The organism is Mycobacterium sp. 155, assembly GCF_000373905.1.
Taxonomy (GTDB): domain Bacteria; phylum Actinomycetota; class Actinomycetes; order Mycobacteriales; family Mycobacteriaceae; genus Mycobacterium.
In genome coordinates, this window is the sequence record NZ_KB892705.1 from 2,156,874 (window position 1) to 2,171,651 (window position 14,778).

Sequence of the window (14,778 nt, forward strand, 5' to 3'; positions counted from 1 at the left end):
GATGCAGCTCAACGAGATCTTCGCGAAGGATGTAGCGCGCCCCATCGAGGGGGTCATCAAGGCTGACGATGTCGCGCACCTCGGTATCGAGGTCGACGAGTACGTCCTCACCAACGAGGCCGCCAAGGGGGTTGAACTGCTCCTAGAGGCATATAGCAACTACACCAACGCCAACGGGGTGTGGATCTCTGGTTTCTTCGGGTCGGGTAAATCGCACCTGTTGAAGATGCTCGCCCACCTCCTCGGCGATGTGGAAGGCCAGGACTTCGACCGCGCGGCCGTCGTCAATAGTTTCCGCGCCAAGGCAACCGACAAGTTTCTGCCCGCGTTGCTGACCAAGTCCGAGGGTATTCCGGCGAAGAGCCTGCTGTTCAACATCGACCAGAAGGCGACGCTGATCACCAAGGATCAGACCGATGCCCTGCTGAAGGTGTTCGTCAAAGTTTTTGACGAATCCCGCGGCTACTACGGCAATCAGGGCCATGTCGCGCGGTTTGAGCGCGACCTCGACAGTCGAGGTCAGTACGACGCTTTCAGGACGGCCTTCGAACGCATCGCGGGTATCCCGTGGTCGCAGGGACGGGAGCAGAGCGCGCTGGAGGCCGCGGAAATCGACGCCGCGTTCAGCGAGGTCGACGGTAGTGCGACCGAGGGCATCATCAAGCAGTACAGCGCCTCATACGCGGTGTCCATCGAGGATTTCGCCGATGAGGTCACGGCTTGGTTAGACAATCAGGACAAGGGTTTTCGGCTCAATTTCTTCGTCGATGAGGTCGGCCAGTTCATCGGGTCAAACACGCACTTGATGCTGAACCTACAAACCATCGCCGAAAGCCTCAACACCAAATGCCAGGGACGGGCCTGGGTGTTCGTGACCTCCCAAGAGGACATGGACAAGGTGGTCGGCGACCGCACCAAGCAGCAAGGCAACGATTTCTCCAAGATCCAGGCCCGTTTCGCCACCCGCGTGAAGCTCACCAGCGCGGATGTCGAAGAGGTCATCCGCAAGCGCCTGCTGGAGAAAAACCAATCCGGCACCGCCGCACTCGCAGCGATCTACGCCAAGGAATCGGCCAACTTCAAGACGCTGTTCGACTTTGTGGACGGCGGCAAGTCCTACCGCAACTTCACCGACGAAGAGCATTTCGTCGGAACGTATCCGTTTGTCAGCTACCAGTTCCCGCTGTTTCAGGCAGCCATCGAAGGCATCTCTGATCACAACGTCTTCGAGGGACGTAACAGCTCGGTCGGTGAGCGGTCGATGCTTGGTGTCGTCCAGCAGGTCGCCAAGGACATTGGCGATCTCGAAGTCGGCAATATCGCGACTTTCGACCGCATGTTCGCCGGTGTCCGAGCCTCGTTGAAGTCCGCCGCCCAGCGCTCCATCGATGTTGCTGAACGTAATCTGGACGATCCATTGGCCGTCCGACTGCTCAAGGCGCTCTTCCTCGTCAAGTACATCGAAGGCTTCCAGGCCACGGCACGCAATCTCACTGTGTTGGTCTACGACCGCTTCGGCCTCGACCTCCCTGCGTTGTCGGACATGGTCAAAGCGGGACTGACCGAACTGGAGAGGCAGACCTATATCCAGCGCAACGGCGACGTCTACGAGTACCTGACGAATGAAGAGCAGGTTATCGAGGAGGAGATCAAGAACGTCGACATCGACGCCTCGGAGGTTGGCAGCCGGCTGTTCAAGATCCTGTCCGGTGATGTCATCAAGACCACCAAGTTGCGGTATGCGAAGAATGGCCAGGATTTTGCGTTCGGTTTCCGACTCGATGACCAGCCCTACGGTCAGCAGCGGGAGCTGTCGGTCCACTTCATCACGCCGGAGTATCCGTACACCCCGGATGAGATCCGGATGCACAGCGCCGGAAAGGATGAACTGCGCGTCGTCCTTGAACCCGATGAGCGGGTACTACCCGATCTCCGGTTGCTCATCAAGACCGAGAAATACACCAAACGCAAGCAGACCACCACGCTGTCGGCAATCGAACGCCAGATTCTGCAAACCAAGGCCACCCAGAACGACGCGCGAGAAAAGGAACTGATAGAACGCATTCGCCGCGCCGTCGGGCAATCGACCCTCATCATTCACGCGACGGACGTGGCCTCTGGCGCATCGGATCCGGTCGGCCGGGTGACCGACGGTTTCCAGGATCTGGTGAGTCGCACCTACACCCAGCTCAAGCTGCTCGGTGGTGTCACGTACAGCGAGAAACAAGTGGCTGGCGCGGCGAACCCCGGCGACGAACTCTTTTCCACCGATGAGCTGACCCGACTTGCGATGCCCGGCGCCGATGTGCTGGCCCTGGTCCAACGCAAAGTTGGCCAGGGCGAACAGGTCACGGTCAAGACGATTATCGATGCCTTCCAGGCCAAGCCATACGGCTGGGACCTCGGCTCGATCGAGGTCGTGCTCGGCTACCTGGTCGGCGCGTCGAAAATCACCCTGACGGTGGACGGGAACGTGCTCAAGCGCAGCGAAGTAGCCGCGGCGCTCCGCAACACGCAGAAGCATGCGCATGTTGTTGTTGCCCAGCAGAAGTCGTTCGACGACCGCAAGGTTGCCGCGTTCCGCAAGTTCTGCACGGAGTTCTTCGACGACGGCAGTGCGCCCAAAGACGCCCAGGAGTTGGCCCGCTACGGGGCCGACAAGCTCAAGTCCAAGCTCGATGAACTCAAGCGCACGGTCGTCGTTTCCAGCTACCCGTTCATCGAACAACTCAACGGCCCAATCGGCCTGCTCGAACAGGCGACAGGCAAAGGTAACGATTGGTACCTCGCCGATTTCAGCCTTGGCGACGATCTGCTCGACGCCAAACAGGACGTCCTCGACCCGATCGAATCGTTCCTCAACGGTGCACAGCACGAGATCTACGACGACGCCGTAAAACTGCTCGCTGCCGACGCCGGCAACCTGAGTTACCTGCCGGGCGGCAGTGATGACGGAGTCCGAGCCGGACTGGCTGACCCGAACGCATTCCGGGGCAACCGGATGGTTCAGCTCAAGCAGGCTACCGACGCCTTACGAACGCTGATCGGTGACGCTGTCGCGCAAGACCGCGCGACCGTCGCCTCTGCGGTCGAAGAGCGCAAATCCGAGCTTCTTGCCAGTGCCTACTACGAGAAGGCGACCGACGCCGCGCAGCAGAGCGTGGTCCAAGCAGTCGATCAGACGCTCGCGCGGATCGACACCGAAGGTCAGATCGCCGTCTTGCTGCAAATCGGTAGTGGCTTTGAGGACAACGTCTACCCCGAACTGATCGACCTTTTAGCGACGTCCCCACGGGGCGGTGGCGCTTCGCCGACTAAGCGGACGGTGTCGATCAAGACCGTTTCCGTTCCGGGAGTCTCTGGCTTTCTCGAAACCGATGCTGACGTCGACAAGTACCTCGCGGCTCTTCGCGCTGCCCTCGTCCGAACCTTGAGCGACGAAAAGCGGATCGCGCTCTGATGGACACCTCGGCACTGAAATCCTTTGCACCATGGGCACGGACAGCTCTTATCAATGAAGTGACCGGGCGCATCGCCGCGGTCCTCGGTCCCGCTTCACGAGAACGTATTGAGCAACCCAGAGCTATCGCTGCCTTGGAGAATACCGTCAAGGATGCTGGCAACGGAGATACCGGCCGCGCGGCGGTCGCAGAGCAGGTTGCTTACACCTGGTTCAACCGGATCATCGCGCTGCGGTTCATGGATGCCAATGGCTACACCGGTATCGGCGTCGTCTCACCGCAGGCCGGTATAGAGGTGGGACAGCCGGAAATCCTCGCTGACGCCAAAGCCGGAAACCTCGACTCCGAAGTAGTCAGTCCGAAAGTCCGCGACACCGTCTCGGCACTGCTCAATGGGACCCGCCGCAGTTCGGACCCGCAAGGTGAGGCATACGCGCTGCTACTCACTGAGTACTGCCGTTTCTGGAACCGCGCTATGCCCTTCATGTTCGAGCGCGAAGGCGACTTCACCGAACTGCTCATGCCGGCCAACCTGCTGGCCGATGAGTCAGTGCTGAACCGCGCGGTCAAGGTGATGACCGTGGAAGTCTGCAAGGACGTCGAGGCAATCGGCTGGCTGTACCAGTTCTACATCTCCGAACGCAAAGACGAGGTGTTCGCCGGCTTCAAGAAGGGTAAGAAAGCTGGCGCAGCGGAGATTCCCGCGGCGACACAGCTTTTCACTCCGCATTGGATCGTGCGGTATCTGGTGGAGAACTCTCTCGGGCGGCTCTGGATGCTCAATCGCCCGAATTCACGTCTCGTCGATCAGATGGAGTACTACATCGCCCCGGTCGACGAAGAGACCGACTTCCTGAAGATCACCGGCCCCGAAGAACTTACGGTCATCGACCCGGCCTGCGGGTCCGGTCACATGCTCACCTATGCCTTCGACCTGCTATATGCGATCTATGAGGAAGAGGGGTACTCGCCATCTGAGATCCCGGGGCTGATCCTTGAGAAGAATCTCTTTGGCGTCGAGATCGATCGACGCGCGGGCGCATTAGCGGCGTTTGCGTTGACGATGAAGGGGCGCAAGCAGCAGCGGACGTTCTTCAGCAAGAAGATCATGCCGAATATCTGTGTGCTGGAGCCAATCCGATTCGCGCCACAGGAACTCGACTTCTTGTTGACATCGGATGGCGACCAGGATGAAGAGATTTCATTCTGGAATCAGTTCCAGCACGCCGACATCTTCGGGTCGCTCATCCGATCAGATCGGAATCTGACCGCACGACTTGCACATCATTTTGCTTCACTCGATGACGACGGCGACATGCTGAAACGCGACCTAATCGACAGGGCCAAGCTCGTCCTTACCCAGGCCAAGTACCTATCGTCTCGATATGCCGTTGCTATAGCTAATCCTCCCTATATGAGCAACCGAAACATGGACGCGACGCTGGCTTCTTGGGCGAAGTCTAAGTATTCAACAAGCAAGAATGATGTCTTCTCGATGTTTATCGAGCGCTGCATGCAATTGGCGACAACGCATGGAATGGTCGCTATGATTACCATGCAAAGCTGGATGTTTCTAAGTACTTTTGAAAAATTTCGATCTCAGATCGTGAAGCGTGCCCCAATTGTCACGATGGCCCATATGGGCACCGGTGCATTTGACTCGATTGGAGGAGAGGTCGTATCGACCACTGCCTTCGTTCTTGACGTCGGTCGCGATATAGATAAACCGGGAATATTTATTCGGCTTATTGAGGCGCGCAATGAACTGCAGAAGCGATCGGCTCTGTTGGAAGCACGTCACCATCAGCCGTTTAGAGTCTATGAACTAAGCAGTTCGCAATTAGCACTCATTCCTGGCGAACCGATCGCGTACTGGATACACCCGGAATTACGCAAAGCTTTTGTCACTACTAAGACATTCGGTAGCGACTTCAGCCCTAAGAAAGGAAACGATACCGGCGATAACGCTACATTCCTCCGTAGATGGTGGGAGGTCAGCCACTCTTCGATAGCGTTCGACATTAGCTCCAGCACCGATGCAGTCGCATCGAAGCGCCGGTGGTTCCCTTACAATAAGGGCGGCGGGTTTAGGAAATGGTATGGAAATTTTGACCTGGTTGTTGACTGGGAGAACAATGGACAGAAAATTCGATCATTTACCGATGATTCCGGGCGACTTAGAAGCAACTTAAGAAACCAAAATTTCTATTTCAGAGATGGCGTGACTTGGTCGGATGTGAGTTCGACTAGTTTCGGAGCACGGTATTTGCCTAAGGGTTTTCTTTGCGATAATAGCGGATCTGCTTGCTACGGAAGCGCCGCAACACTCCCGTCAGCATTAGGGTTCCTTTGCTCAACGGTTGCCTACGAGATGCTCATGGCGATGAATCCTACATTGCATTTCCAAGCTGGCAACCTTGCCAACCTTCCCTTAAGGATCGTTGATGACGGATCTTTGAATCAAACCGTCGCAGATTGCGTCACTATTTCCAAGGAAGACTGGTCCAAGCGGGAGATCGCATGGACATTCAAGACATCTCCACTTACGCCGCATTGCGATCGACCACCGGCTCTTAAGCGCGTATGGTCCCAGTGGGCAAGCGACCGCAAGGCCGTAGAAGAAAAGTTAAAGAAACTTGAGGTCAGCAACAATCGAATTTGGATCGATGAGTTTGGGCTTCAGGGAATTGTGAGCGAGTCTGTGATTCCATACGAGACCACTCTGATCCGTGCATCCCCCATGAATGACACAGTGGATCTTATCTCCTACGCAGTCGGCTGCATGTTCGGCCGATACAGCCTCGACGAACCGGGCCTGATCCTCGCCGACCAAGGCGCGACGCTGCAGGACTACCTCGCCAAGGTACCGAACCCGACCTTCACCCCTGACACCGACAACGTCCTCCCCATCATCGACGGTGACTGGTTCGAGGACGACATCGTCGCGCGGTTCCGCCAGTTCCTCCGGGCCGCTTTCGGCGAAGAACACTTCGAGGAGAACCTGCGTTTTGTCACCGAGTCCCTGGGGTTCAAGGACATTCGTGACTACTTCGTAAAGTCCTTCTACAAGGACCATGTCCAGCGCTACAAGAAGCGCCCGATCTATTGGCTATTCTCCAGCCCCAAGGGCTCATTCAACGCGCTCATCTACATGCACCGATACACGCCGTCGACGGTGTCGACCGTGCTCAATGAGTACCTGCGCGAGTACAAGGCCAAACTCAAGGCCAGCATGGAGAATCAGGAGCGCGTAGCGACCGGCGGCGGGACCGCACGGGAACAGGCCAAAGCGCAGAAGGAAGCCGACCGACTCCGCAAGGTGCTGCTAGAGCTGGGCGAGTATGAGCACGACGTGCTCTACCCCTTGGCATCACAGCAGATCAAAATCGATCTCGACGACGGCGTGAAGGCCAACTACCCGAAGTTCGGTGCGGCACTGAAGAAGATCCCGGGCCTGGAAGCCGCCGAATGAGTTCAGTAGCCGCAGTTCTCCCCCATCTGAAGCGCCGCTTCGAAAACCACCGAATCGTCTTCTGGCATGATCCGGACGGCCAGTACACCGACGACCTGGAGACCCTGAACCTGCCCGACGTGCAGACGATCCGGGTCACCAACGATGAATACGGGATCAAACACCGGCTATTGCACGTGGAGCCGACAGCCAAATTCCTCGTCTATAGGTCCGGCCCATGCCCCACGGGGATCGGGAACTGGCTGCTGGACCTGGAATTGGCCTACGGCACCTTCACCGCGAACCGCGCGTCCTTGGTCGCGCAGGACCTCGGGCTGACTGCCGAGGGAATCAACGATGCGGTCCGCGATCACGAGAAGTTCTTCAACGCCACCAAACGAATTCAGAGCCTCACGGTCCTGTTGAGCCCCGACGATGACGCGACAGACCTTTGCGCGAAGATGTCGGCGGTGGTGCTCGGGCAGCGCGAGAACTCTTTCTTGGAGATCACTCGTACGCTGTTGATCGAGAATGCCGAAGATCAGCGAGCCAAGTATGACGCACTTGTCGAGTTCGGGCTCGACGAGTTCTACTGGCGGGGCGCCGCGTCGATCTACGGCTACGAGTCCGCGTCACCAAGCGTCTACGACTTGGTGCTCTGGATCTTCCGGCAAGCAATGGAGGGGTTTGAGTCCGATAGACCGGGCGGCTTGCGCAATATCCAGCTTGACTTCGCAAGCCTGCGCAACGACCGTCGCAGCCAGAAAGCTCTCACCGCACTGGCCAAACGCACAGCCCGCAATCGGAATTACGCATCCTCCATCGAGGACACCAACTTTCGAGACCTTGTCGATGTCGACATCTTTGAGGAGACCGATCTGAAGATCACAAGCGACCTCGCCCGCGCGGTGGCTGAACAAACCATCACCGCCCACGACGTCGCCGAGATCGTGCGTGCACGCCAAAACACCGTGTGGATCGACGATTACAAGCAGCGCTACACCGCTATCGCCAGCGCGTCGGAACTGCTGACCAAACTCACCACGGTCGATTTCACTATGTCGTCGTTCGACAACGGGCTGGAGCGGTACTGCCGCGAATGGTTCCGGATCGATCAGCTGTACCGCCAGTTCGTCTTCGCCTATCGAGCCGCTGAACATCAGCAGTCGCTGGAACCTCTGCGCGAGCAGGTTGAGAAGCGCTACGTCAACACCTTTGTCTACGAGTTGGGCAGCGCATGGCAGCAGCAGGTGGACAGCGTGGATTCCTGGAGTTCCTCGGCCTTGCAACCGCAAACGTCGTTCTACACGAACTACGTCGGCCCCATCCTGCGCGACAACAAGAAGGCCGTCGTCATCATCTCCGACGCCCTACGTTACGAAGTCGCCGACGAACTGCGTACCCGTATCCGGCAGGAGGACCGGTTCGACGCCTCCCTGGACGCCGTACTGGGTGTGCTGCCGAGTCACACCAAACTGGGGATGGCGGCCCTGCTTCCGCACCGGACTCTGACGTATTCCGCCGACCTCAGTACGGCCCTGGTCGATGGTCAGCCCACGAACAGCACGGCGTTACGTGGGAAAGTCCTTACCACGGTAGGTGGTTCGGCGATCGGGGCGGAGGACTACAAGGGGCGCAGCGGAGACGAGCGCCGCGAATTGTTCCGGAACAATCGGGTGCTGTTTATCTACCACGATCGTATCGATGCCACCGGTGACAAGCTGAGTACTGAACGGCAAGTCTTCGAGGCCGTAGCGGCTACGCTGCGCGACATCGTCGATCTGGTGAAGAAGGCGGCCAGTGCCAACGCTACGAACATCTTCGTCACCGCCGATCACGGATTTCTGTTCCAAAATCATGACCTGGCCGACGCGTTCTTCCTCTCCACAAAGCCGGAAGGCGACGACATCAAGGCCACCAACAAACGCTACGTCCTAGGGCATGGATTGAAGACCGACCCAGCGTTCACGATGTTCACCTCCGCGCAGCTGGGACTCGACGGCGACCTGGAAGCGCAAGTCCCCAAGTCGATCCACCGGCTCCGGCTGGCAGGCGGGGGCTCGCGCTACGTGCACGGCGGCGCGGCGTTGCAAGAAATCGTCGTGCCGGTTCTCACCGTGACTAAGAAACGCAAGAGTGATACCCGACAGGTCGATGTCGAGATCCGGCCGGAGTCCGACAAGATCACCACGGGCCAGGTCGTCGTTCGACTGCGCCAGGCCGAATCCGTCAGCGACAAGGTCCAGCCCCGCACCCTCCGTGCGGGCCTGTACGTCGGGGAAGCCCTGATCTCCAACCAAATCAAGATGACGTTCGACCAGCAGTCGACCGATAAGCGCGACCGCGACCAGAACGCCCGGATGTTGCTGAGCGCCGATGCCGACGCCTACCACAACCGCGAGGTGGAGTTCCGACTCGAAGAGCAGATTCCCAACACCAGCCAGTGGCGCACCTACCGCAAGACGACGTACACGCTCAAGCGGTCCTTCGCCTCGGACTTCGATTTCTAAGGGAGAGCAGGGATGAGTGAGGACCTCGCCGAACAAGTGCCAACGACCGCATCGGCACTCGATCGCAAGATCAACGAGCACTTCGCCGGCGTCGTGGTCCGCAAGGATCTCGTCAAGGCCGTCAAGGGCAATGCGATCGTGCCCTCCTACGTGCTGGAGTACCTGCTCGGCCAGTACGCCGCATCAGACGACGAGGCCACCATCCAGGCCGGCATCGACGCGGTCCGACAAATCCTCGCCGACCATTACGTGCACCGCAACGAATCCGAGCTCGTGAAGTCGACCATCAAGCAACGCGGCCGATACAAGATCATCGACAAGGTGGCCGTCACGCTCAACGACAAAGACGATGTCTACGAGGCCACCTTCGCCAACCTCGGGATCAAACAGGTCCTGGTCGAGCCCGCCATCATCACCGCGCACCCGAAGCTCCTGGTCGGCGGGGTGTGGTGCATCTGCGACATCGAGTACTTCCACAGCGACAACGCCAAGGTAGTTCCGTGGATTCTCGGGTCGATCAAGCCGATTCAGCTGTCCAACTTCGACTTTGAGAGCTACATCGCGGCGCGCACAGAGTTCAGCACCGAAGAGTGGATCGACCTGCTGATCCAGTCGATCGGGTTCAACCCCGAGATGTTCGGCCGCCGTGCCAAGCTCATCCAACTCGTGCGGCTCATCCCCTTTGTCGAACGCAATTACAACCTGATCGAACTCGGCCCCAAGGGCACCGGCAAGTCGCATATCTTCTCGGAATTCTCGCCGCACGGCATGCTGATCTCCGGCGGAGAAGTCACCGTCGCGAAGCTCTTCGTCAACAACGCCAACGGCCGTATAGGCCTGGTCGGCTATTGGGATGTTGTCGCGTTCGACGAGTTCGCCGGGAAGAAGAAGCGCACCGACAATGCGCTCGTCGACATCATGAAGAACTACATGGCCAACAAATCGTTCTCCCGCGGCGTCGAAACCCTTGGGGCAGAGGCGTCGATGGTCTTCGTCGGCAACACCTCTCACAACGTGCCCTACATGCTCAAGCATTCGGACCTGTTCGACGAACTGCCCGAGAGCTATCACGATTCCGCCTACCTCGACCGCCTACACTTCTACATCCCCGGGTGGGAGGTCGACACCATCCGCGGCGAGATGTTCTCCGATGGCTACGGATTCGTCGTGGATTACATCGCCGAGATCCTGAAATCCATGCGTGACGCGGACTACTCGGATCGCTACCAGCAGCACTTCACGCTCGGCTCGGACATATCCACGCGTGACCGCGACGGCATCCACAAGACCATCTCTGGCCTGATGAAAATCCTGTACCCGCATGGGAAAGCCACCAAGGAGGAGGTCGAGGAAATCCTGCGCTTCGCCATCGAGGGCCGCAAGCGCGTCAAAGACCAGATCCTGCGCATCGACACCACTATGGCGGACGTGAAGTTCGGCTACCTCGATAGAGCCGGCGAATGGCATGCTGTCACGACACTCGAAGAAGACGAGTACCCGTCCCACTACCATCGGCAGCAATCCGAAGACGCCGCAGCAGCCGAATCTGAGGTGGAGGACGTGGTTTCGGAAGAGGACCGACGCCAGCAACCGACTTCACCACCGGCCGCGCCCCCACGCCTTTTCGAGGGACATCAAGACTTCCACGAGAACCAACGCGGGATTTCGTTTGCCGATCTGTTGATCCCATACCTGCGCGGCGCCACCGAGATCACCATCGTCGACCCCTACATTCGGCAATTTCACCAGGCCCGGAATCTGATGGAATTGGTCGAAGCCCTCGCAACGGTCAAAGATCCCGCTGATGAACTCAACGTCACAGTCGTGACCGGTGAAACCACAGACGGCCCCGACAGACTCCAAAAGCAGATCGAGTTATTGGTGCGAGTGAAGAAAGGAGCCGTGGTCGCCGGCATCAACCTGGATGTCAAGTTCGATCCCAAAATCCACGACCGGTGGATCGTCGCTAACTCAGGATGGCGGATCAACCTCGGGCGCGGTCTGGACATCTTTCAGTTCGTGCCCAACGACGCGTTCGACCTTGCAGCTAACATTCAGAAGTATCGGCAGGTCAAGGCATTCGGGGTAACCTACATCCGGCAAGACGTCGGGAACGACGAGTGAGCTGAAGCCGAACTCCGACGCAAGGTATGGTGGACCACCCCGCGTAGACATCGTCATCGATGTCGCGGATACTGATAACCTCCTTCAGGCGCCGCGCCTGACAACCCGATCCGGCTCACTCGGGTCTCCAGTGCCACTCAGTTAGCTCAACGCAGTGAAGTTAGGGCGTGTCACTCGACCATCCTCGACAGACCACACGCGTAATTGAGTAGTCGGCTACTCATGGCATCCCTGGCCAAACGCGAGAAGGTGACCTACAGACGCAATCGAAGGAGATCGGCATGCCACACAAAGGTGTCGAAGATGATACTGATCGGACCAGCGGCCAATGCGCCGAACGAGTGCGTGGTCACTTACGACTCGTCCCCAGTGGTGCCGACGCGTGGCCGGATGATGCGCCACGAGAAGCACAAGATGACGCAGACATCCAGCCGCCCAACGATGATGATGTGTCCTGCAACGTCGGCTTCACTCTCCTGACCTGGTAATGACACCAGGCCTGAGCCAGCCCCGGCTACGTCTTCCGGGGCCGTCAGGATATGCAGGCACCTCTGCGGCTAGGCCGCGGAGCGCCGCAACAACTACAGCAGCGACAGGATCCGCTCGCCGACCTCGCTGGTGGACAGCTTGGTGTCGCCGCGGGTGGCCAGATGTTCAGACACGGCCTTGTCCACCCGTGCGGCCGCATCGGTTTCGCCGACATGGGCCAGTAGCAGCGCCACGCTCATCACCGCAGCGGTCGGATCGGCGATGCCCTGACCGGCGATATCGGGCGCACTGCCGTGCACAGGCTCGAACATGGACGGATTAGTCCGCGTCGCATCGATGTTGCCGCTGGCCGCCAATCCGATACCGCCACAGACCGCGGCGGCCAGGTCGGTGATGATGTCGCCGAACAGGTTGTCGGTGACGATGACATCGAACCGGCCCGGGTCGGTGACCATATGAATGGTGGCCGCATCGATGTGCTGGTAGGCAATCTCGACGTCTGGGAATTCCCGTCCCACCTCAGCGACCACGCGCGACCACAGGCCGCCGGCGAAGGCCAGCACATTTGTCTTGTGCACCAGCGTCAGATGCTTGCGCCGCGCCTGAGCCCGAGCAAACGCGTCACGCACAACCCGCTCCACACCGTATGCCGTGTTGACGCTGACCTCGGTAGCCACCTCGTGCGGTGTACCGACGCGCAGCGCACCACCGTTACCGGTATAGGGCCCCTCGGTGCCCTCACGGACCACGACGAAATCAATACCAGACACGCCCGAAAGCGGACTGCTGACACCGGGATACAGTCGTCCCGGCCGCAGGTTGACATGGTGGTCGAGTGCAAAACGCAGTTTCAGCAATAGGCCGCGTTCCAGCACCCCGCTGGGCACCGACGGGTCACCGATGGCGCCGAGCAGGATGGCGTCGTAGCCGCGCAGCTCCTCGATGGTGTCCTCGGTGAGCAGTTCGCCCGTCGCGTGGTAGCGCCGTGCGCCCAGGTCGTACTCGGTCTTCTCCACACCGGGCAGAACCGTGTCGAGGACCTTGACTGCCTCCGCAATGACCTCCGGACCAATGCCGTCGCCGGCGATGATCGCTAGTTTCACGACAGATCAACCACTTCCAGCGTGGTGGCGCCGACCGCCGAGACGATCGCGGCGCGCACATCGTCGGGGACGTCTTGATCCAGACGCAGCATCACGGTGGCGTGGTTACCAGTGGTGTCCTGGCTCAGTTGGGCGGCGACGATGTTGACGTTGGCACTGCCGAGCAACGTGCCGATCTTGCCGAGCGCGCCCGGCTGATCGGTGTAGTTCACGATGAGGTTGTAGCCCTCGGCACGCAGGTCGAAGTTGCGACCGTTGATCTGAACGATCTTCTCCACCTCTTGAGGCCCCGACAACGTGCCCGCCACGTTGAGCGACGAACCGTCGGCGTGGACCGCGCGGACGTCGACGACGCTGCGGTGGTTGGGGCTCTCGGTGGCCGTACTGATCTCGGCCACCACACCGCGGTCGGCGGCCAGCGCGGGTGCGTTGACGAACGTCACCTGCTCGTCGACCACCGCCGAGAACAATCCGCGCAGCGCCGAAAGCTTCAGGATCTCAACGTCTTCGGAGGCCAGTTCGCCACGGACCTGAACGCTGAGCGACACCGGCGGCGCATCGGACAGGGCACCGACCAACAGGCCCAGCTTGCGCACCAAATCCAGCCATGGAGCTACTTCTTCACCGACTGCACCGCCACCGACGTTGACCGCGTCCGGCACGAACTCTCCGGCGAGCGCCAGCTTCACACTGGCCGCGACATCGGTGCCGGCCCGGTCCTGGGCTTCCTCGGTTGAAGCACCCAGGTGCGGGGTGACAACGACCTGCGGCAGCTCGAACAGCGGGCTGTCGGTGCATGGCTCGGTGGCGAACACGTCGAGACCGGCGGCCCGCACGTGGCCACTGGTGATCGCATCGGCCAGCGCCTGCTCATCGATCAGGCCGCCGCGTGCAGCGTTGACGATGATCACGCCCGGCTTGGTCTTGGCGAGGTTCTCCTTGCCGATCAGGCCGGCAGTCTCCTTCGTCTTGGGCAGGTGAATCGAGATGAACTCGGCGCGGCCGAGCAGCTCGTCGAGGGTCACCAGCTCGATGCCGAGCTGGGCCGCACGGGCCTGCGACACGTAGGGGTCGTAGGCCACGATGTGGGCGCCGAACGCCGCCAGGCGCTGGGCAACCAGCTGACCGATGCGGCCCAGGCCGACAACACCCACGGTCTTGCCGAAGATCTCGGTGCCGGAGAACGACGAGCGCTTCCAGGCGTGCTCGCGCAGGGTCGCGTCGGCGGCAGGGATCTGCCGAGCCGCCGACAGCAGCAGCGCGAGCGCATGCTCGGCGGCGCTGTGGATGTTCGAGGTAGGAGCGTTGACGACCAGGACACCGCGAGCGGTGGCAGCGTCGACGTCGACGTTGTCCAGGCCGACACCGGCGCGGGCGACGATCTTCAGCTTGGGCGCGGCGGCGAGCACCTCCGCGTCGACGGTGGTGGCCGAACGGACCAGCAGGGCGTCGGCCTCGGGCACCGCAGCCAGGAGTTTCTCGCGGTCCGGTCCATCGACCCAACGGACCTCAACTTGGTCGCCGAGAGCGGCGACGGTGGATTCGGCGAGCTTGTCAGCGATCAGTACAACGGGAAGACTCACGCGGACAGCCTAGTGTGTGCGGCCTACCACACCCGCACCGCGTGCGGTCTACTGATG

Annotated in this window: 6 protein-coding genes; 4 read left to right on the forward strand and 2 right to left on the reverse strand. The window is 59.9% G+C overall.

Annotation, left to right across the window (positions count from 1 at the left end; translation table 11 throughout):
- Window position 1: 1 nt before the first annotated feature.
- Genes brxC through brxL form a run of 4 tightly spaced genes read left to right on the forward strand, consistent with a single transcriptional unit; the run spans window position 2 to window position 11,546 of the window.
- The gene (gene brxC, locus B133_RS0110195) at window positions 2-3,460 is read left to right on the forward strand and encodes a BREX system P-loop protein BrxC (protein ID WP_018600838.1); all 3,459 of its coding nucleotides are present in this window, start codon (window positions 2-4) and stop codon (window positions 3,458-3,460) included.
- Window positions 3,460-6,933: a BREX-1 system adenine-specific DNA-methyltransferase PglX gene (gene pglX, locus B133_RS0110200; RefSeq protein WP_026256238.1), complete on the forward strand. Its 3,474-nt coding sequence runs from the start codon at window positions 3,460-3,462 to the stop codon at window positions 6,931-6,933. The genes brxC and pglX overlap by 1 nt, the downstream gene beginning before the upstream one ends.
- The gene (gene pglZ / locus B133_RS0110205; RefSeq protein WP_018600840.1) at window positions 6,930-9,422 is read left to right on the forward strand and encodes a BREX-1 system phosphatase PglZ type A; all 2,493 of its coding nucleotides are present in this window, start codon (window positions 6,930-6,932) and stop codon (window positions 9,420-9,422) included. The genes pglX and pglZ overlap by 4 nt, the downstream gene beginning before the upstream one ends.
- A 12-nt stretch (window positions 9,423-9,434) precedes the next feature.
- Window positions 9,435-11,546 carry a BREX system Lon protease-like protein BrxL gene (gene brxL / locus B133_RS0110210; protein ID WP_018600841.1) on the forward strand — a complete coding sequence of 704 codons (2,112 nt, stop codon included), beginning with the start codon at window positions 9,435-9,437 and terminating at the stop codon, window positions 11,544-11,546.
- A gap of 581 nt (window positions 11,547-12,127) precedes the next feature.
- Here the strand turns inward: brxL and B133_RS0110220 are convergent.
- The gene (locus B133_RS0110220) at window positions 12,128-13,138 is read right to left on the reverse strand and encodes a 3-isopropylmalate dehydrogenase (protein WP_018600843.1); all 1,011 of its coding nucleotides are present in this window, start codon (window positions 13,136-13,138) and stop codon (window positions 12,128-12,130) included.
- Window positions 13,135-14,721 (reverse strand): phosphoglycerate dehydrogenase, encoded by a 1,587-nt coding sequence (gene serA / locus B133_RS0110225; protein ID WP_018600844.1) that lies wholly within the window; start codon window positions 14,719-14,721, stop codon window positions 13,135-13,137. The genes B133_RS0110220 and serA overlap by 4 nt, the downstream gene beginning before the upstream one ends.
- Between the last annotated feature and the right edge of the window lie 57 nt (window positions 14,722-14,778).